The organism is Paenibacillus contaminans, from assembly GCF_003285015.1.
Classification (GTDB): Bacteria; Bacillota; Bacilli; order Paenibacillales; family NBRC-103111; genus Paenibacillus_V; species Paenibacillus_V contaminans.
This window is the reverse complement of sequence record NZ_QMFB01000013.1, coordinates 201,278-224,067: the sequence shown is the minus strand read 5'-3', so window position 1 is coordinate 224,067 and position 22,790 is coordinate 201,278. Positions and strand designations below refer to the sequence as shown.

At 52.2% G+C, this 22,790-nt stretch carries 9 protein-coding genes; all 9 read left to right on the top strand.

The genetic code is table 11. From position 1 onward, the window contains the following. Positions 1-211: 211 nt before the first annotated feature. The 9 genes from DQG23_RS22170 to DQG23_RS22130 all read left to right on the top strand — a co-directional run bounded on the left by DQG23_RS22170 (position 212) and on the right by DQG23_RS22130 (position 22,790). Positions 212-1,783: an extracellular solute-binding protein gene (locus tag DQG23_RS22170; RefSeq protein ID WP_158560641.1), complete on the top strand. Its 1,572-nt coding sequence runs from the start codon at positions 212-214 to the stop codon at positions 1,781-1,783. 90 nt (positions 1,784-1,873) lie between these two features. After that, on the top strand, positions 1,874-2,782 hold the full coding sequence (locus DQG23_RS22165) for an ABC transporter permease (protein WP_238177975.1): 909 nt from the start codon (positions 1,874-1,876) through the stop codon (positions 2,780-2,782). Positions 2,783-2,795: 13 nt separating this feature from the next. Further along, positions 2,796-3,671 carry a carbohydrate ABC transporter permease gene (locus DQG23_RS22160; protein ID WP_113033065.1) on the top strand — a complete coding sequence of 292 codons (876 nt, stop codon included), beginning with the start codon at positions 2,796-2,798 and terminating at the stop codon, positions 3,669-3,671. A gap of 262 nt (positions 3,672-3,933) precedes the next feature. Further along, on the top strand, positions 3,934-11,382 hold the full coding sequence (locus tag DQG23_RS22155; RefSeq protein ID WP_113033064.1) for an Ig-like domain-containing protein: 7,449 nt from the start codon (positions 3,934-3,936) through the stop codon (positions 11,380-11,382). Positions 11,383-12,107: 725 nt separating this feature from the next. After that, complete coding sequence (locus tag DQG23_RS22150; RefSeq protein WP_113033063.1) at positions 12,108-13,898, top strand: sensor histidine kinase; 1,791 nt, start codon at positions 12,108-12,110, stop codon at positions 13,896-13,898. Between the two features lie 3 nt (positions 13,899-13,901). Continuing rightward, the gene (locus tag DQG23_RS22145) at positions 13,902-14,954 is read left to right on the top strand and encodes a response regulator transcription factor (RefSeq protein WP_113033062.1); all 1,053 of its coding nucleotides are present in this window, start codon (positions 13,902-13,904) and stop codon (positions 14,952-14,954) included. Positions 14,955-15,562: 608 nt separating this feature from the next. Further along, complete coding sequence (locus DQG23_RS22140; protein ID WP_113033061.1) at positions 15,563-20,080, top strand: DUF4838 domain-containing protein; 4,518 nt, start codon at positions 15,563-15,565, stop codon at positions 20,078-20,080. A gap of 130 nt (positions 20,081-20,210) precedes the next feature. Beyond that, complete coding sequence (locus DQG23_RS22135) at positions 20,211-21,791, top strand: extracellular solute-binding protein (protein ID WP_113033060.1); 1,581 nt, start codon at positions 20,211-20,213, stop codon at positions 21,789-21,791. A 93-nt stretch (positions 21,792-21,884) separates the two neighbouring features. Continuing rightward, positions 21,885-22,790, top strand: coding sequence for an ABC transporter permease (locus tag DQG23_RS22130; protein WP_113033059.1), 906 nt, complete (start codon positions 21,885-21,887; stop codon positions 22,788-22,790).

The following is a 22,790-nucleotide window of genomic DNA, read 5'->3' as shown; positions in this document are numbered from 1 at the left end:
TCCTATAATCTATATAATACATGATATCAGGCGGTGGCAGCACGCGCGTTTCTACCTCCGTCATACAGATTGACGGAACACTGAAATTTATCTTCGTGCGGAGTCCGCGATGGCACCGCGCGCCGGGAGGCGCACGCGGTGCGGAAAGAAAGTTTGACCGCCGACGTGTGACCGAGCACCGCTTCGAAGCATGAATAAGGGGGAAATAGTGATGAAATGTAAGCGGAAACATGCCGCAGTGTCCGGTTTGTTGGTTATGTCGCTGCTGCTTTCGGCTTGTTCGGGCGAAAAGGAGATCAAAGAGAATGAAACCGCCGCTCCGGCAGGGAAGCCGAAAATCAGCATTTTGACGACATCGCCCGCCGAATATACGCAAACCGTATCGGACTGGAATCAGAATGCCTATGTGAAGAAAGTAGAGGAACTGACCGGAACGGATCTCGAATTCGAGTTTCTGAATTGGGGCGACTATCAGACGCAGCTGACGCTTCGCTTCGCATCCGGCGAGCTGGCCGACTTGGTGCAATCGGGCGCGTTCGATTCGCCGGCCCATGCTCGCGCTGCGGAAGAGGGAGCGATTCTGGAGCTGAACGAGCTGATCGATAAATACGGCCCGAACCTGAAGGCGAAAATTCCCGAGAAGGTTTGGAAGGATCCGAGCATTAGCAAAAACGGCAAAATTTACGCGATTCCCGGACTCGTGCCTCATGCTCATACTGCGGTGCCGTTCATTCGCGAGGATTGGCTGCAAAAAGCCGGAATGAGCATGCCGGTTACGCTGGATGACTGGGTCGCTTATTTCGAAAAAGTGAAAACGATGGATATGAACGGGAATGGGGATCCGAACGACGAGTACGGCTTTTATGTGCGAGAGAACCTGGGCAGCAGCGATATGTTTTTCTATGAATTCGGCGTTGCCATGAACCATTGGGTGATGCAAGGCGATCAGTTCGTGCCGTCCGTCATTACCCCTAACATGAAAGATGCGCTGGCGTTCTGGAGGATGCTGTACAAGAAAGGCTACATCAACCCGAATGCGATCACGAATAAATATGCGGATTGGCAGGCCGGCATCACGAGCGGCAAAGCGGGCAGCTGGCTGCACTACGTCGACAACCTGGCCAATATGTGGGCGCCGGATCAATTCGTCGGCCAGCCGGATGCGAAGCCGGTCGTCATCGAGCCTCCGAAGGGGCCTCGCGGACAAGGCGTAGGACTTGCGAATACGGGCATGTATTACGTGTGGATCATTCCCGCCAAGACGAAAAATCCGGAGAAGGTCATTCAATTTTTGGATAAAGCTTGGAGCGATCCGGAGCTGCAAAAATTTTACACGTTCGGCCTGGAAGGCCACAACTATGAAATGGTGGACGGCAAAATGAAGTGGGATCCGACATCGCCGAACAATGCCAACAATATGGAATCGTTCGCTTACCAGGTGAACACGAATGTAACGGGCCACAGCGTGAACAATGACGAGGCCATTAAATTAAGCCCGTTCGCCGAACAACTGCAGCGCGGCTTCGCCATTTCCGAAAAATACAAAATCGAGGCCGATTCGATGTACATGCCGCTTCCGGAGGCGTTCAAAACGAGACCGGAGCTGCTGCCGAATTTCGTGAGCGGCTCGACGCTGCTGCTCGATATGTTCGCCAAAGTAATCACAAGCGATGTGGATATCGACGCCGAGTTCGACAAATTCGTGCAGGAATGGAAGCGCCGGGGCGGCGACGAAGCGATCAAACAGGCGACGGAATGGCATAAAAGCTTTTTCAGAAAATAAAGGGTGAAAGCGGCAGCTTTGCCCGGGCGGCCGGACGGTCCAAGGATCGCTCCGGTCTCCCAAATCAGGCTACGATAGGCGGCGGATGAATTGAAAGAACAGATAAGGAAGCTGCGCAGCAGCGACTCCTCGATGCTGTGGCTTATCGCCATGCCGGGCATTTTATATTTTATCGTTTTCAAATACGGACCTTTGCTTGGCAATGTCATTGCTTTTCAGGATTACAGCCTCTTCAAGGGTGTTTGGGGAAGTTCCTTCGTCGGCTGGAAGCATTTCATTTATATGTTTCAATACGAGGAATTTGTCAATCTGTTAAAAAATACGATGATTCTCAGCTTTTATCAAATCGCTTTCGGTTTCCCGGCACCTCTGCTTCTGGCTTTACTGCTAAATGAAATACGGTTCGGCTTATACAAGCGGACGGTGCAGACGTTGCTCTACTTGCCGCATTTTTTATCCTGGGTCATCGTCGGCGGCATTTTTATCAATTTGCTGTCTATCGACGGAATGGTAAACCGCTTGACCGGTTTTCTCGGCCTGCAATCGGTCGACTTTATGACGAATAAAAGCTTTTTCCGCGGCGTGGTCGTGATGTCGAGCATTTGGAAAGAGGTCGGCTGGGGCATGATTATTTATTTGGCTGCCATGAGCGCGATCAACCCTCAACTGTATGAAGCTGCAATCGTAGACGGAGCGGGACGCTGGCGGCAAATGTGGTCCATCACGCTGCCCTCGATATCGCCGGCGATTATCACGTTGTTCCTGCTCGGAATCGGCAATTTACTGGATACGAATGTAGAACAGATGCTGGTTTTGCTCAATCCGCTCGTGCGTCCGATCGGGGAAGTGATCGATACGTATGTTTACCGGTCGGGCTTGCTGGGGGCGCAGTTCAGCTTTACTACGGCCATCGGGCTTTTCAAATCGCTGATCGGGCTGACCATGATCGTTTGTCTGAATAGGCTCAGCAAACAACTGACCGGCAGCGGACTATATTGAAGGAGGTGAGGAAATGGTTTTCAACAAATCGGAGCGTCTTTTTCAAGCGGTCAATAATATCGTGTTTTTCCTGATCGGCTTGACGATGATTGCGCCGCTCATTCACCTTCTGGCCGTTTCGTTCAGCTCCCCGCTTTATGTGAACAGCAAGCAGGTATTGTTTTGGCCCAAAGGCTTCAATACGAACGTGTACGAGACGATATTCGGCCTTCAGACGATTTGGCGCGCGATGGGGGTCAGCGTTTGGATTACTTTGGCGGGGACGGCGCTGACGCTGCTGCTCGGCTCCTCGCTGTCGTATTCCCTTTCGCGAAAAAGCATGAAGGGCAGGGCTTTCGTGCTTAAAGCGATCGTCGTCACCTTCGTTTTTACGGCGCCGCTTATTCCCACCTATTTGCTTGTCGGCTCGCTTGGCTTGAAAAATACGCTTTGGGCCCTTATCGTCCCGAATGCCCTGAGCGCTTTTTATGTGCTGATCATCAAGACGTTTTTCGAGGGGATATCGCAGGAACTGTTCGAATCGGCCAAAATCGACGGCTGCTCCGAATTCAAAATCTACTATCGGATCGTGCTGCCTCTATCCAAGCCGGTCCTCGCGACAATCGCGCTTTTTCATGCGGTCTACCAATGGAACAGCTATTTCGGAGCGTTGATGTATATTCGCGATCGCGGGTTGTTCCCGCTGCAGATCATTTTGCGGAATATGGTTGTGGACGATCAGGCGCAGAGGGTTATACAAAACGCGAGCGCCGAGGCGATCCGCAGCACCACCCCCGAGATGATGAAGGCCGGTATCATTATGTTCGCGACTTTGCCGATCTTGATCGTTTACCCGTTTTTGCAGCGTTTTTTCGTCAAAGGGGCCATGCTCGGTGCGGTTAAAGAGTGAGCCGCAAGCATGACGCCATGATATGAAACCGCTATCAGCCGTGTGATGAAGCATGCCGTGCGACGCAAAAACGATTGGCGACGATCCGATCCGGTCGTGCGGCGGGCTGCTATATAAGGCGCTTCTAATAAACAAAGCTGCCGCCTGCTTCAATCAGCCAATGATTTTGAAGGGGGGATGGCCAACCAAGCGGCTTCAAGAAATGCATCGTCCTGATTCAACATTCATTTTCGTATCTTAATCGGTACAAGGAGGAGTATAGATGAGCTTTCGTAAGCATCCAGTCCCAACGAAATGCTTTCTTGTATTAATGGCACTTGTCGTTATGCTTTCGCCTCTTTTAGACGTACGGCCTCAAATTTCGTATGCGGACGAACCGCCGGCCCCTACCGTCTATTTGTTTAAGCAGTCCACCCTGAACCCAGGGACACCCGAATGGCATCTCATCGGCGAGCCGTACGGTCAGACACCCGGGGTTGACTTGTACGATACGCTGATCAGCATTTCGGCTTTTCAAGACGGCCATGCGCGCTCGTTCGGGTTTAATGTGCCCGCTTCGGGCAGTTATGTCGTCAAAATGCAGGGGCAACTGATGGATTTAGGCGGCATCGGCGAAATTTCGATAGACGGCCAGTCCATTGGCATCTTCGATTTTTACGATCCGGTTACGATGGCCGATCAGTTCGAAAGCGAAGCGAGAGCGCTTAGCGTGATGCATTTGGAAGCGGGGATGCACGAGCTGACGTTCAAGGCGATCGGTCATACGGCTGGATCGGAGCGGCGTAATATGCATCCGACCAAGTTTATTTTGAATCCGCTTTCAGGGACGGTCGGCATGCAAGGGGTGGCGATCAAGGGGAATGCGCAGGCCTTGCAGATTGGCACGACTTCGCAGCTCGGAGTTGAGGCTGTCCTGACCGATCAAACGAAAACCGCTCTGCAGGGGGCGCAAACGACATACGCCAGCGCTGACACCGGGGTGGCGACGGTCGACGCGCAAACCGGCTTGCTGACCGCGGTCGGCGCCGGTCAAACGGCGATAACCGCGACCGTCATATACGAAGGAACGACGTATACGGCCAGTTTGCCGGTTACGGTGCAGCCGCCGCAGTTAAGCCCGGTCAGCTACCTGTTCAGGCAATCTACTCTTAGTCCAGGCACGCCCGATTGGCACCTGATCGGCGAGCCGTACGGTCAGACGCCCGGGGTGGACTTATACGATACGCTGATCAGCATTTCCGCGTTTCAAAACGGCCATGCGCGCTCGTTCGCTTTTAACGTGCCGGCGACCGGCAACTACGTCGTCAAAATGCAGGGACAGCTGATGGATCTGGGCGGCATCGGCGAAATTTCGGTAGACGGCCAAGTGGTCGGCATCTTCGATTTTTATGATCCGGTAACGATGGCCGACCAATTCGAAAGCGAAGCGAGAGCGCTCAGCGTGATGCAATTGGATGCAGGAATTCACGAGCTTACGTTTAAAGCGATCGGCCATACAGCCGGATCGGCGCGCCGCAACATGCATCCGACCAAGTTTATGTTGGATCCGCTGACAAGCTCGGTCGGAATCGAAGAAGTGGCGATCAAGTGGAATACGCCCGCGCTATATGTCGGTACGACTGCGCAGCTTGGAGTCGAAGCTATTTTGACTGACGAAACCCGGGCGGGGTTGGCCGGAGCGCAAACGACATACGCCAGCGCCGATGCGGGAGTAGCGACGGTTAATGCGCAAACCGGCTTGCTGAGCGCGGTCGGGGTCGGCCAAACGGCGATCACCGCAACCGTCGTATACGAAGGAACGACGTATACGGCCAGCCTGCCGGTTACGGTGCAGCAGCCGCAGCCTGAAAAACAAACGTTTCTATTTAACCAGTTTACCCTGAATCCGGGCACGCCCGAATGGCATCTCATCGGCGAGCAGTACGGTCAAACGCCGGGGGTTGATTTGTACGATACGCTGATCAGCATTTCCGCTTATGCGGACGGCCATGCGCGCTCGTTCGGGTTTCATGTGAATGCCGACGGCCTATATAAAGTGCAGCTGCAAGGCCAACTGATGGATCTGGGCGGCATCGGCGAGCTGTTTATCGACGGCCGTTCCATCGGCATCTTCGATTTTTACGACCCTGTAACGATGGCCGACCAGTTTGAGAGCGAAGTGCGGACGCTCGCCGCAATGGAACTGCAAGCAGGCATGCATGAGCTGACCTTCAAAGCGATCGGCCATACGGCGGGATCGTTTCGGCGCAATATGCATCCGACTAAGTTCATCATAGATCCTGCGGGGGGAGGGCTTGAAATCGGCAGCGCATCGATCAAGTGGGACTCCCCGGTGCTGTATACCGGCTCGCGAGCCAAGCTGAGCACCGAAACCTTTTTGACAGACGGCTCGAAGGCGCTTTTCCCGGGGCTGCAAGTCAGCTATCAAAGCGCGAATGGCAATGTGGCGACCGTCAATGCGCAAAGCGGCCTGCTGGAAGCGACCGGGATCGGCCAGACGACGATTACCGCGACCGTCCAATATGGCGGAAAGACGGTTACTGCGAGTCTAAACGTCGAGGTTATTGAGCTGATCAATGCGAAAACCCGCAGCACTCTCTACACGACAGCCAAAATTCAGAATGCGCGCGACAATATCGCCAGTTACGATTGGGCAAAAAGCATGAAGGACGCCGCAGTGGCCAAAGCGGATGTTTTTATCGCGCAAGGTTTGGATTTCTTGTGGAATCTGGTGCCGCCGCAAAGCTTGCCGAGAAGCGCCACCGTGAATCTGGAGCTGGGGAGTCCCGTTACTGGCAAGGAGGTCGACAAGTACGGCAATTACCCATATATTCTGGACCCGATCAACGACCCGTGGAAAATAACCGATCCGAGCAGCGGCTACCGGTTTCCGACGAACGATTTCAAAAGCTACTATGAAAGCGGGTTGAACGAACACGGCATTTTTGACCGGACGCTGGCAAACCCGGCTTTCCTCGTCAATACGCTGTATCCCGAAAAAGGGCCAACCTGGGGCGTTGATGATGGCAGAGGCTGGATTGACGAGCACGGCAACTACTATACGTTCGTCGCTTATTATGTTCATTGGCTCTGGGGAGCGTGGGATGGGACAGGCGAAATGCGCATAGCGCTCGGAGCGCTGCGCGACGCCTACCTGTACACCGGCGATATCAAATACGCGCGTGCCGGGACCGTATTGCTGGACCGGATCGCGGATGTATACCCAAGTCAGGACATTTCCGTATATGGCATGGAGCATTATTTTAACTCCCACGGTTTTACAGGACTCGGCAAAGCTGTCGGTATGATGTGGGAGCCTTTCCTAGTCAAAGACTTATTGCGAGCGTATGACGCATTCTACCCGATGATGGACGATCCGCAGTTAATCGGCTTCTTGCAAGAGAAGTCGCAGCAATTTGACCTCGGGCCGCTCAAAAGCACGGCTACGGGCATTCGCAAAAACATCGAAGTCGGCATCGTGGAACAAGTATATCCCGGCATTAAGAACGCGCAAATGGACGGCAATAACGGTGTTCACCAAAGCGCGCTGGCGATGGCTGCGGTCGTCTACGACAAGTTCCCGGAAACGAAGGAATGGATGGACTTCAATTTCAAGTCGGGCGGCTTGATCTGGCCTCCGTACTCCGTAACCGGCGGCAATATGGGCGTCACCTTCGTCAATGAGGTGGATCACGACGGAGCGGGCAACGAATCTTCGGCAGCTTACAATCTGCTGTGGCTGTCCTCTTATTTGGAAGCGGCGGACATTCTGGACGGCTATGACGGGTACAGCGGCGCCGATCTGTATGATCATGTCAAGTTCCGCAAAATGTTTTCGGCGATTTATCCGCTGACTCTCGGGCAGCGTTATACAGCCGGCATCGGCGATGCGAGCAAAGCGGGAAATCCTTGGCTTCTCATAGATCAGGCGCAAATGCTGAAAGCGTTCCAGAAATATGGCGATCCGATCTATGCCCAGCTTGCCTATTTCATGAACAATAACAGCACCGCCGGTATGCATAGCGATATCTTTACGCAAAATGCGGAGCAAATCGTCGGCGATGTTCAGGCGGCCATCGATGAACACGGCTTGTTGAAGCTCGACAGCATCAATATGACGGGTTATGGCTTCGCCGCGCTGCGCGACGGGGAAAACCCGGCGGACATTACGGGAACGCGCTATCCGCTCCAAATGCTCCCGATCGTCTCGATGACGCCGGACAGATCCGCGTCGATCAAGAGTGGCGCGCTCGAATTTGCCGGCGCCGCTGTCGGCGATTCGATCGCATTCTCGTTCGACGTGGCGCAAACGGACAGCTACGAGCTGCTGCTTAAGCCGCAGCGCTCAATCTGGTATGGCGGCTCCGGCATTTACAATGTAAAGCTCGACGGACAGGAGATAGGCGAGATCGATTTCTACGGCACTCGTCAAGATCGCGAAACGTTCGGTATTCGTCAGCTAAGCGCGGGAACGCATGTGATCGAATTTGTGAATACGGGCAAAAACCCGCTCTCCAAAAGCTTCAAAATGGCACTGTTCGAGCTGGCGATTCTCGACGAGCAGCAGCGCCAGGAACGAATCGAGACGCTCGGTCCGAATACGCTGCGGGATTTGTGGCTGTATTATGGACGCAACTATGCGCACGGGCATAGCGATAATTTAAATTTGGGGCTGATCGCTTTCGGACTCGATTTGAGCCCGGATCTCGGTTACCCAGAATCCACGAGTAACACGGATACGCATAACCATGAATGGATGAGAAATACGATATCCCATAATACGGTCGTAGTTGACGGAACGAAACAGAGCCAGCAGTGGGTAGGCCAGCCGAAGCAGTTCGACGACCGCTCGATCGTGAAGCTTATCGATGTGGAAGGACCCGAGGTATACCCGCAGACGGAGCTGTACAAACGGACATCGGCGATGATTCGCGTCGATCGCGACAATTCGTATGTCGTCGATTTCTTCAGGGTCAAAGGGGGAAGCGAGCATCATTTCAGCTTCCATGGCGCGGAAGGCGACGTGACGGTCGAAGGACTGACGATGACGCCGCAATTGACGGGCACTTATGAGGGACCGAATGTCGAGTACGGCCAGCGGCCTTCGGATGAGCACGGAACAGGATCCGAGTATACCGGATCGGGATTTCATTATTTGAAAAACGTCGAACGGGACGAAGCCCCGTCTTCGCCATTCAGCGTCGATTGGGCCGTCGAGGACACGTGGGAGGTACTCTCACAGCCTGAAGACATTCACCTTCGGTTGACGATGCTGAACGATAACGATGAGGTGGCGCTTGCAGACGGCGTTCCTTCGCGGACCGAGATCGGCAATCCGGAAAGTCTGAAATATATGATCGCCAAGCGGACGGGGACGAATTTGGAGAGCACGTTTACGTCGGTCATCGAGCCGTATAAGGACGCAAGGTTCGTCAGCTCGATCGAGAGTGCCGTGGTGAAAGCGGGCGGAGCCGTTGCAAGCGATATGGACGTCAGAGCGGTGAAGGTTACTTTGGAGAACGGCCGTGTGGACTATATCGTTAGCGCACTGGATTCCGATACGACGTATACGATTGACGATAAGCTGCAGTTTAAAGGAAGCTTCGGGGTCTATTCCGAAATGAACGGGCAGCGCGTATACGGCTACGTCAATGACGGCACGGTACTGGGCTTGGCTGGAACGCCGGAAATCGATGAAGATTTCGGCAGCCTTTCCGGCACGGTCGCTGACTTTACGAAACTTTTGCAAGTAAACAATGAAATTATCGTCAATATGGATTTGCAGGGACATCCCGCTAGCGATTTGGTAAATCGGATGATCTACGTGGAAAATGACGATCTCCGCAACGCGGTCTATACGATTAAAGGCGTTACGGACCTCGGAGACGGGCAATATTCGCTCGATATAGGAGATACCACATTGATCCGCAGTTATCAAGACGACGATGATTTCAGCGCAGGATTCGTCTACAATCTTGCGGCTGGAGCTGCGTTCCGCATTCCGTTGTCCTTCGAGAAACAGGCGCCGGCGGGAATCGCAGCCTCGCTGAATAAAGCGAAGCTCATCGTCGGGGAAACCGGCCAAATCGCCGTCTCCGGCAAAAGGCTGGACGGAAGCGCTGCCGATTTGACGGGAGCCGACTTCACATTCGCAAGCGACCGCACGGATCTTGCCTCCGTTTCAGCAAACGGCGTCGTCACCGCGCATAGCGCAGGCGAAGCGACGATTACGGTGCAGGCAGCATGGCAAGGCTTGTCGTTCAGCACCGAGCTGGCCGTTACGATCGAGGCGGCGAATCCGGGGAACGAGCTGCTAAGCATCCGGCTTGATGGCGCGCCTGCTTCGATGAACATCGGAGCGGCCGCACAGTTGAGCGCAACTGCCGCTTACAGCGATGGAGCGGAAAGGGATGCGACGGCGGACGTCCTGTTCGAGAGCAGCAGGCCGGAAGTGGCGAGCGTTAGCGCAGGCGGCAAGGTGACCGCGCTGCGTCCCGGCGAGGCGAGCATAACGGTATCGCTGGACGGTAAAACGGCGAATGCGAAGGTAATCGTCGCATCGCCGGTCGTCCCGGAAGTTCCCGAAAATTCCGGAAATTCGGGAGGAAGCTCGTCGCCTAATTCGGGGCAGAACGGCGGGCAGCCCGATGAGAACGGAAATATTACGATCGTTCTGGAAGAAGGGAAGCCGGAAGTATCCGTAAAGCGGAATGCTTTGACCGATGCGGAGCAATTGACCTTGATTCAAGGCGATGCTTCGGTGAAGCTTTCGAAGGATGCGATCAAGCGCATTTTACAGCGTTTGGAGTCTTCAGGAACAGGCGGCGATCAGGCGCTCCAACTATCCTTGACCGTAGTCTGGGGCGAAGCCGAGGAGCTGGCGATCGCCGCGGCCGGCGAGCAAGCCCAGGCCGTATTGACTCCGGCCAGCAAGGTGTATGATTTTCAATTGCTTACAGGGCTTGAAGGAGAGGCGTTCACATCGCCGGTTACGGTCAGCATCACGTTCGATCCGCAGGCGGATGCCGGATTGCTCGGCGTCTACATGATTGGAGAGAATGGGGAACTGGAATATTTGGGCGGCACCATTAAGGGCGGCCAAATCGAGGCGCAGCTTCCTCGTCCGGGTAAAGTGGTCGTGCTGGCGTTCGACAAATCGTTCGACGATGTCGCGCCGGATCACTGGGCTTTCCGCATGCTGAAGGAAATGGCGGCCGCGCATATGGTTGACGGAGTAAGCCCGTCAAACTATGAGCCGTCCCGCGATGTGACACGTGCGGAGTTTACGGCTATGCTCGTCCGCATGCTTGGGCTGGAAGCGAAGGAAGGGGAGCGTTTCGCCGACGTGGACCCGGCGGCATGGTATGCGGGAATCGTATCCGCCGCTGCGGCTGCGGGGCTTGTCGACGGTAGCGGCGACGCGACCTTCGCGCCGGAACGGAGCATTACCCGCGAAGAGATGGTCGTCATGCTCGTCCGCGCTTACGGATTAAAACATGGCAAACCGTCTCCGGCCGGCACGAGCGGGTTCGCCGATCGCGGCCAAACAAGCGTATGGGCGCAGGAGGCATTGGATGCGGCTGCGGCTCTCGAGCTGATCGGCGGCAGAGGCGACAATCGCTTCGTTCCGCAAGGGCTGACCAACAGGGCGGAAGCCGCGCAAGCGATTTACAACTTGTTGAGAAGCAAGGCTTCAGGCGGGGCGGAATAATTCAGCTTATATACAGCTGACGCCTCGCAAAGGAAGGATTCGCAGCGCGGAGCTGGGTCGCTGTCTTTAACCTAGGGCTGTCCCGAAGCCATGAATATGGCTCGGGACAGTCTTTTTTTTGAAATTTTATGTTTGACCTATTAAGTGCTTACATTTCAACGGTAAACGCGCTCCTCCATAAGGACGGCGAAGTGCCTGTATTAAATCTGTACGATTTTTCGCATAGAATTGCCGAAATGAATGCTAAAAGATAAATTCTGTATGAATTTTCATATAGAAGATTCGTCGTCAGTCATGCAGCAGGAGCTGCGGTAAATGTGAGATGATTTTCATGCTGAAGTTGTGATTGGAAGACAATGGCTGTTTTTATCTACATTTGAACGGTGAACGGCAAATCCCCAAATTAAGAGTAGGTTTAGCTAAGCAGAGGGCGTTGAAAACTCAGTATCGTTAAACGCTAAAAAGGACTTGCCGCTTCAAACGCGATATGTTTTGATGAAGGTAACCTGCCGCAATGCGGTGCCGGCTTGCAGTTGATTGTAGTTGATCCTAAGGGGCCGGCAGTGAACGGAAGTTAAAAAAGGATATGAAAAGTTAAATTTTTTCATATATAAGCGCCCTCCTCCTTGCTAGAATCTACTTGTCGGCATTATGTTCGGCTCTTAAAGCCTTTGTAAATGTAAGCGGAAACATGCTGCGATTGAACACGGAATGGGGCGTGCGACATGAGGTTCTCGCTAAAACGAAAGCTTACGATCATCATCATCATCAGCTTGTTCCTGCCGTTCATGCTGCTCGGGTATTTGTGGTACAGCCGCACCGCAAAGACGATCGAGGACAACGCGGCCTATTACAGCCGTCTGCTGCTGGAGCAAACCAACAATTATATAAATTCCTATATGTCGGATATGGACAGACTTACGGTTCCGTTCCTGTTGAATCCTTCGATACAGGACTTCCTTCATCTGAAGCCCGATGACTACTTAGGACAATACGATCTGCAAAAGCGGATTCGCAGCGAGCTGTACCGGAACCTGTATTCCAGCCGCAACGATATTTATAAATTTACGCTGATTATGAATGAAAATCTCCACTTAAGCACGCAGGAATACGCCTTGGACACCCGGCACCAGCGGTATTTGGACATGCTCAATCTGAAGGATCCGACGACCGATTTTACGATCGAGGGCGTGAACAGGATCGGTACGATCCCCGTGATTACCGCCTACAAAATCATTTACGACCCGCTGCAGCCGTCGAGCAGAGGCATTCTGATCGTCGATCTGAAGCTGAATAAATTCGCCGAAATCCTCAGCGGTCTTAAGCTCGAGAATGTCGGCCAAGCTTATTTGGTGAACAATCTCGGTCAATATATTTATCATCCGGATAATGAGCTTATCGGAACGATAGCGGATAAAGCGATATGGAGCGGTGTTGAAGGGAAAGAAGGCTACAGGATGCAAGGCAGCGGACAAGAAAGAAGCATGGTCAGCTACCGGACCTCCGACTTGACGAATTGGACCCTCATGTTCGAGGTGCCCATGAAGCATCTGACAGCCGATTTGGTGAAATTGAGAACGACGGCGTTCGTTATTTTTTTCTGTATCGCGGTTGTCGTCTTGCTGCTGCTGGGAAGCTTCACCTACCATTTGATCAAATCGCTTTCGCTTATCCAGAAGCTGATGAAGCGCGCCGAAAGCGGCAATCTGGACGTGCGGGCCCCCGTAAAAGCGAAGGACGAAATCGGCATTTTGTACCGCAGCTTTAATACGATGATGGACGAATACCGCAGGCTGATCCATGTGGAGCATACGTCCCAGCTGAAGGCGAAGGAGATGCAGGTGCGCCATAAGGAATCGATGCTTATCGCGCTTCAGTCGCAGATCAACCCCCATTTTTTGTACAACACGCTCGGGATGATTCACTCTTTCGCGATACTGGCCGGCGTACAGCCGATAAGCAAAATGGTAGCCAATCTGGCGGATATTTTCCGCTACAGCATGGATAGCGACAATCAGATCGTCTCCTTGTGGAACGAGATCCGCTATATTCGCACGTATTTGGAAATCCAGAACGAACGGTTTGAAGAGCTTCGAACGGAGATCGATGTCGACCGTGAAGCGCGTCTAAAAGAAATTCCATGCGTGAAACTGATGCTCCAGCCGCTTGTCGAGAACGCTCTTATTCACGGATACCAGGATTACGATTTGCGCCCGGACTATGTAGGCATTGAAGGAGGAGCGACCGCTGACGGCTACGAAATTCGCGTGATCGACAAGGGAAGGGGCATGCCGCCCGAGGTGAGCGATCGATTCAACTTGTTGTTCCAGGGTCTGACCGACAACAAGCTTGTCGAGGACGATCAGCTGGCCATAACGGGGAGCATCGGCTTATACAACGTTCATAAAAGATTACGGCTTGTTTACGGGGAACCGTACGGCTTATGGATCGAAAAATCGGACGCCGGCGGCACGGTCATCCGTGTTTTGGTGCCAGGCGACAATAAGGCGGTGTAGTCGATGCTGCAAGTGCTGGTAGTGGAAGACGAGCGTTGGATCAGACAAAGCATATGCAAAATGATCGAGGAAATCGGAGGCTACGAAATAGCGGGGGAAGCGAAGGACGGGCAAGAGGGGCTGCGCATGCTTCAAGAGCTTAATCCCCATGTTCTGATGACCGACATCCGCATGCCGTACATGAACGGGCTGCAGCTGTCCGACGAGGCGAGGCGACTCTTGCCCGGGCTCGAAATCGTGCTTTTCTCGGGCTACAACGAGTTCGACTATGTGCGGGAAGGGCTGCGCCAAGGCGTTCACGATTATTTGCTGAAGCCGGTTCAGCCGGAGGAGCTGGAGCGTGTCATGCAGCAGCTTACACGCAAAATCGAGCAGAAGCGAGAGAAGCTGCCCCGACGGTTCGTCTGGGTCGAGGCATGGCGCGACAACTTGAAGCGGCTTGCAGAATCCATTTGGCTCGTGGAAAAGGCGAAATTCGATGCGGAATGGTCCGTTTTGTCATCCGAATGGCTCAAGCACGAGAAGGAAGCCGAGGATGCGTACGAGTTTTTTCATCTCATCATCTACGTCCTGAACGAGTTTATCCGGGAGCATTACAGCGCGCAGCTGCCGGACACGGCTTTCCATCCGCTGGACTTCACTAGCGATGCGCGGCGCGATGCCGAGCTGATCCGTGAGCATTTGCTCGGCATTATGAACGAGTTGCTGACACAGCGAAATTGGCGAAAGAGCCATGTTGTCGAAAAAGCGCTGACCTATATCGAGGCCGAGTACGCGAATCCGCATTTGTCTTTATTCGACGCCGCCGAACTGATCGGGCTGTCGCATCCGTATCTCAGCCGCTTGTTTAAGGAAGAGATGGGCAAAACGTTCGTGGAGTACGTAACGGAGCTGCGCATCAATAAAGCGAGAGACATTCTCGGCGATCCGGACTTTAAAGTATATGAGGTGGCCGGAGCGGTCGGATATACGGAGTATTCCTACTTCGTCCGCGTGTTCAAACGTATCGTCGGGCATTCGCCCTCCGATTACCGCAAGCAGTTGGGGATCCGGTAGCTGTTTATTCCAGTGCACGGTTGATGAAAGGTAATTTGTAATTGAATGCGTTAAATATTTTTGATAACTGTAAAATAACCTTTCGTTTTAAGGTTGCCCTGATTTCTTAGGGTAACTTTTTTTAAATATCAGCCAGAATTTATATGTCTCACATACTTAAGCATGATATTTCACCGGTAAACGCGCCAGTCCTTAAAGGACGGCGAAGCCGTTTATCCTTGTTTAACAAAGCATTGGACTGTACGTACTCGCAATGTCAGAAATTAATAATGAGCTATGAAATCTTAAAATGCTGCATATTACTGTCTCTTCGTTTTTTTTATAATTAAAATTGTTCCTGATTGAAAGCGATTACATATCCATTTGTGAAATGGAGGGAAAATTGGATGATGCCGAAGATTGCGTAACCTGCAGCGCTCAGAAACGGATTGTCGTCTTGAAGGCGCCTCGAAAATGGGGAAGAAAGGGAGTGCCATGTTCATTCGGCATCGATCACAAGGGATGCGGCTTTGCAAGTTTGATATTTCCATTTTGTTAGGGTTTTGCGAGATTGATAATAAAAAAATCTTAATCTGTGAGCGTTACAATAACGCTTAAGGAGGGAAGTCATGTCTCTTGTTTTGAAGAGAAAATCAAACAAGGCGGTTCTCATTTTTATGATGCTATGTCTCGTCCTTTCCACATTCGGATCGGCTTACGGTACTGCATGGGGAGAGGAGAAAAACAGTTCGGAGGCTGTAGGAGCATCAGGGGCTGAATCAGCTGCTTTTTCCGATCTGGCCGGTCACTGGTCGGAAAGCTGGGTAAAGGAATGGACAAAATCCGGTATCGTCAAAGGGTATCCGGACGGCACTTTAGGGCTGGATCGGGCCATTAGCCGCGGTGAAGTTTTGGCGCTCGTTAACCGCTCGTTCGGTTTCAACGACCAAGCAGCGTCTACTTTCAACGATTTATCGAAGGAGAACTGGGAATACGAGGATGCAGCCAAAGCTATTAAGGCGAAATACATTGCAGGCTTTGAAGATAACAGCATTCAGACGGACAAACCGATTTCCAGGCAGGAAGCTGCAGTAATCGTCAATCGACTGCTGGAGCAGGCTCAAACGCAACAAGCTTCTGCGCAAAGTTTTACAGATTTGGCCTCGTTCCCGGGATGGAGCAAGGAAGCGATTGGAGCGGTGGCGGCTGCTAAAATCATTGAAGGCTATGAAGACGGCAGCTTCCGTCCGGAAGCGTTGATCACGCGCGCAGAGCTGATCGTCATGCTGGATAGAGCGCTGAAAGCGATTCGTTCAGTAAGTTTCAATGAAGCCGGTACTTTCGGCCCCGTACAGGGAGTTCGCGTTATTAATGGGGATGTGGTCGTGGCTGCAGCCGATGTAACGCTCCGGAATATGAAAGTTAACGGAAGCTTGCTTCTGGCGGAAGGAATCAAGGAAGGCGATGCATTTCTCGAAAATGTAACGGTGCTTGGAAAAACAACCATCCGGGGCGGCGGAACGGAAAGCATTCATCTGCTGGACAGCAGCCTGGGCGAGATGTTCATCGAGAAAAAGGATGGAACCGTTCGAGTAGTTGCCGAAGGAGCAACGCTTGCAAAAATTGTTCACGTGAACTCTAGTGCGGTGCTGGAAGAGTCGGCCTTGACGGGGCAAGGCTTCGTGAAGATACTGGTCGCCGGCGCTCAATTGGAAGGTCTGAAGCTGACATTAAAAGGGACATTCGAGCAAGCGGATATTTCTTCTCCGCAAACGGCGATCGAGCTTGCTTCCGGCAGCGTTCGGCTTCTGCAGCTCCTTGAGGGAGCCGATGGATCGACACTCCGTATCGGGGTAAACACGGTGATCGGTAAGATCGTCCTGGATGCTCTGCTCAAGACATCCGGTCAAGGCACGATTCAAACCGCCTTGATAAACGCCAAGGGGAAAGGCTCGACCTTCGAGAAGCAGCCGGACGCGGTGAACGGGGAAGGAGCACCGACGACGGCTCCATCGTCGAATAACGGCGGCTCTCAAACGACGGCAACGCCGACGCCGTCGCCAAGCGATACGCCATCAACGGCGACGCCGACGCCATCGCCGAGCGATTCGCAGTCGACGCCAACTCCTACGCCAACGCCGACCGATAACAACGAAGACGTCCTCGAGATTGTGAAGAACGGACAGGGGAATGCAACGGTTGTCGTCATGGATGCGCATGCGAACGAATCGTTGAATCCAAGTCCGGCTTGGAACTATCTCACGCCGGCTGCACTTGCGCAAAAACTTGTGGAATACATCCAAAAGTCGACGGGAGTAGCGCTTCCCATTGTAACCGGTGACCCGGCGGAATATGACGGCGTGAAAATTTATGTAGGCGGCAGCAGCGCCGCGGAGAGCAATCAGCATCAGCTTGTGCTGCAAACGCTGAATGAACAAGGCTTTTTCATCGATTCTCAAGGCGATCACGTTACGATCGACGGCAATAATCTGGGCGGATTGGAATACGGCATTTACGAATTCCTGGAGCGTTACGTAGGGATAAGCTGGCTGATGCCGGGGCCTGACGGCGAGGATATTCCACAGCATTCGACGCTTGTGATTCCAAACGATCTGGTTCAAGATGAGCCTCGGACGCTCTCGCGTTATATGTATTCGACAATAACCCCGTCGCTGAGGGAATGGCAAAGAGTGATTCGGACGGATAACAATATGATGATGCATCATAATTTGTATCAGCTGTTCGACCCTCAAGTTTTTGCGGATCATCCGGAGTATTATGTGGGCGGGGTTGTTCCGACAAGCTTGGAAAGCTGGCAGCCGTGCTTCAACGACGATACGGCACAAGCGGCGATTGCGCGGATTATCCAGTATTTTAATGAAAATCCTTCACATTCTTCCTATTCTTTGGCAATTAACGACTTGGGATACGAGTACTGTGAAACGCCGACCAAGAGGAATTCGGTCGGGGCCTGGCATATGTCCGATTTTTACTATCCTTGGGTGAACAAAATTGCCGAGGGCGTGCTGACGCAGCATCCGGATAAATACTTCGGCGTGCTGGCATACAGAGAAATGTATGATCCTCCGATGAAGGTGGACGATACTCCATTCAAGCTTAATTCGCACGTAGTTCCATTTATTACGGACGACCGTATGACTTGGAAAGATCCGGATCTGGGGGCCGTCGGGATGCAGCTGACGGAGAATTGGCTCGAATCGGCAACGAATCTTGGCTTTTATGAATATTTGTACGGTACTGTGTACAATGTGCCTAGAACGTACGTTCATCAAATGGCGGCCAACTATAAATACGAGCAGGATCATGGCGCGATCGCGCATTTTGCCGAGCTGTATCCCAACTTCGGAGAAGGGCCTAAAGCGTGGATTGCCGCTAAACTGCAGTGGAATGCGGATCAAGATGTGGACGCATTGTTGCAGCAATGGTATGAGCGGGCGGTGGGAGCCGACGCTGCGCCATATCTGGAACAATATTATGATCATTGGGAACAATTCTGGACAGCTCGGGTTTTCCAGTCGGCTTGGTATTTGGATTGGAAAAACAAAGTTAAAAGAAGCAATTATTTGAATATATATGAACACTATTATCTTAAAGAGATCACCAAGGAAGAGCTTGCGGACAGCCGCAGCTTGCTGGAACAGGCCGTGGCCCATGCGGGATCGAATGCTCAAAAGACGAGAGCTCAGCTACTAATGCGCGCATTCGAATACTATGAAGCTTCTGCATTAAGCTATCCGAAGGATCGACCGGCGACGCCGGCCAATGAGCAGGCCGCTATGGAGCTTTTGGCTGATATCGAGAAAAGCTATGATATGGGACAAAAGCGCAAGCAGCTGGCGATTGAATTTGCCGGACATCCTGTGCTGGATTTAATCAGCGTAAGCGGCACATGGGATGGCGTTCAGAGACAAATGATTGCTGCTTTGCAAGCCTACACGGCAAATGAGCCAGGGAATGGTCCCGTGCGTCAAGCATTGAACGAGTTTTTAAACGGGGTCCCGGAATACCAAGGGCTCACGGATCACTTGTCCGCTTATGCCGTCAAGACGAGTGCCGGCAAAGCAGCGATTTTGCAATCGCTAGATTTTAGTTCCGGTCCGTGGACTGCTGCGGAGCCCTTATCCGATTTCCTGAAGATGGAGACGAAAGCCAGTCCGCCTGTAGAGACGAAAGTTTATCTGCTGTGGGATGAGGAGAACCTGTACGTGGGCTATGAGAATTTCTTTGACGATGTGAACGATCTCGTGATTAGCAACGATGCAACCGGCGGATGGTGGAGCAGCGGCTACGACGATTCGAATGAGACATACGTTACGGCGGATACGTACTCGGATTTCAAAGGTTACTTTACCAATCCGAATGCGGTCAAGCTGGTGTTTCAGTACAGCCATGCTAACGGAGGCCCTGCTCCGTCGAGCGACCCGAATTGGGAGGCCAATGCTAGTCTTAAAGCGGATCGCTGGAATCTCGTTCAGGTCATTCCTTTTGCGAGCATCGGTATAAACGATCCCAAAAATAATCGCAACCTGAAAGGCTTCTTCATGCGCAATTACATGGGGGCTACCCATTATATCAGCTGGGGTGGAGGCAATCCATGGACTCCCAAGGATTTCCAAACGCTACAGTTGGTCGAGAGCAAAAATTTGATCGGAAATCCGTCGTTTGAAGAGGGTACCGGAAACATTCCGGCTCCTTGGGTGGATTATGTCATTAGCCCTGCGGTTGAGTACCGGTCGGATACTATTGCGCATTCGGGAAGATACAGTTTGACCGCTGAGGGCTTGTGGGGAGGAATGGGGCCCTATCAGAACACGCTGATGGCTGAGCCCGGCAAATACAGAGCATCCTTCTACTATTTCAAGGCGGGGAGTGCGCCAACCGACGGGAAAATCCAATGGTTCACAATTGTAGCTGATGGCTCGGACAGACTGGATACTCTGATATCGGAGCAGGTTCCGCTGGATTGGACCAAAGAAATGTGGAACTACCTCGAATTTGAGTATGAGATCAAAGAAGACTATAACGGGCAAGTGCCAACGATTCAGGGCTTGGGTATTGGCATCTGGTATATGAATCCGGACGAGAAAGTGTATATTGATGATGTGAGCGTTTACAAGATCGAATAGTTTTCGCTCTATCATGCAAGACATGTGGTTGACCACTGTCATGTGACGCCAGGCACCGCGCGCTGGGAGCTGTGCGCGGTGCGGATGGAGTCAATATGCCATATTTTTTTAAAAAAGGGGGAAGTCTTCAATGGTATTCAAGCGGAAACATAAGGCACTAGGAATGGCGATTCTGATGGTGCTGGCGCTGTCGGCTTGCAGCGAAAGCAAAAATAGCGGCGGAACCGGTGAAAACAGCGACATATCCAATCAGGAAATGAAATCGGCCGAGCGGCCGAAAATCAGCGTACTGGCGGCCAATGCGTACGGGTTTACCCCGAACGTATCGAATTGGGATGACAATATTTATGTGAAAAAATTGGAGGAGTTGACCGGAACGGATCTCAAAATCGAGTTTATGTCCGGCACCGATTATGAAACGCAGTTATCGCTTCGCTTCGCCTCCAAAGAGCTTGCCGATCTGGTGTATACGACAAGAATCGATTCTCCAGCCCACTCGGGCGCGGTAGAACAAGGAGCGATCTGGGAGCTGAACGAACTGATCGACAAATACGGCCCCAATCTGAAGGCCAAAATTCCCGAAGCTGCCTGGAAGTCTCCGGATGTAAGCAAGAACGGCAAAATTTACGCCATCCCTGCAGTCGTACCTCATCCGCATACTACGGCCTTGTACATTCGGGAGGATTGGCTGAAGAAGCTGAACATGAGCATGCCGAAAACGTTGGACGACTGGCTTGCCTACTTTGAAGGAGTTAAGAAGGAGTACAATGCGTACGGTTTCATGGTGCGGGAAAACTTCAGCAGCAGCACGGCATTTTTCTATGAATTCGGAGTGATGATGGATTATTGGGTGAAGCAGGGCGACGAGTTCGTACCGTCCGTAATTACGCCGAATATGAAAGATGCGATGACGTTCTGGAGAAAGCTGTATAAGAACGGTTATATCCCGCCAAATGCGTTCACGAACAAATTTGCCGATTGGCAAGCCGGTATCGTGAATGGCAAAGCAGGCAGCTGGCTGCATTTTGTCGATAATCTTGGCACCTTCTGGGCTCCGTCTATGTTCGTCGGCCAACCAGACGCCAAGCCGACGATCGTCGAGCCGCCTGTAGGACCTAAGGGACAAGGATTAGGATTGGCAAATCCGGGCTTGTACTACGCTTGGATCATCCCGAAGAGCGTAAAGGACCCGGAACGGATCATCAAATTCCTTGATGCCAACTGGGGCAATCCGGAGGTACAGAAGTTTATCTCTTACGGGATCGAAGGCTATAACTATGAGGTTGTGGACGGAAAAATCAAGTGGGATCCTGAATCGCCCAATAACGTCAAAGATCCGCAGAACCCGGAAAGAACGCTTTATCAAATCAATATGAATTTTACCGGACACAGCATTAACAATAACGAGCAAGTGAAGATGAGTCCGTTCGCGGAACCGCTTATGCGCGGATTTGACATTTCCGAGAAATACAAAATCAAAAATGAAGCGATGTATATGCCTGTTCTGGAAGCGTTCAAGAAAAGACCGGAGCTGATGCCCAACTTCGGCAACGGCGATACGCTGCTGGCGGATATGTTCGCGAAAGTGCTAACGAGCGACGTCGACATCGACAGCGAGTTCGATAAATTCGTGAAAGAGTGGAGAAGCCGCGGCGGAGACGAAGCGATTAAGCAAGCTACTGAGTGGCATAAGCAATTTTACGGCAATTAGCGGGGGAAATTCATCTTAGACATGAGCTTGACATCCGGGATGTTCAGTAGAGCGTCCCGGGATGTTCAAGCTGCGGAATGGTGGTGTATGGGAATGAAAACTATTGCAAGACGAATGAACGGCGATACGGCGATGCTGTGGCTCATCGCCATTCCCGGCATTGTTTATTTTCTTGTTTTCAAGTACGTGCCTATGCTGGGGAATGTGATTGCGTTCCAAGACTACAACATATTCCAGGGCGTTGCGGCGAGTCCGTTTGTCGGATGGAAGCACTTTGTCTTTATGTTTCGCCATGAGGAATTCGTAAATATTTTAAAGAATACGGTTCTGCTAAGCTTTTATCAGATTGCGTTCGGGTTTCCCGCGCCGCTTATTCTTGCGTTATTGCTGAATGAAATCCGCCTTAGCCTGTTTAAGCGAACGATTCAGACTTTCTTGTACCTGCCCCATTTCCTGTCTTGGGTCATTGTCGGGGGCATTTTCATTAACCTGCTGACCATCGACGGCATCGTAAACCGTCTCGCCGGCATGCTTGGCTTATCGCAGATCGATTATATGATGAATAAGAGCTACTTCCGCAGCATCATCGTCGGTTCCGGCATGTGGAAGGAAGTCGGCTGGGGGATGATCATCTACTTGGCCGCCATGAGCGGCGTGAATCCGCATCTCTACGAATCGGCCGTCGTTGACGGCGCTTCGCGCTGGAGACAAATGTGGTCGATTACGCTTCCTTCGATCACCCCTGCGATCATTACGCTTTTTCTGCTGCGTATCGGCAATTTGCTGGATGCGAATATCGAGCAACTGCTCGTCATGCTGAACCCGCTCGTGCGCCCGGTTGGGGAAGTCATCGACACTTACGTATACCGGGTAGGCTTAATGGGAGGTCAATTCAGTTTTACGACGGCAGTCGGATTGTTTAAATCGGTGATCGGACTTGTATTGGTCGTAAGCTTGAATCAACTGAGCAAGCGAATGACCGGCAACGGAATTTATTAG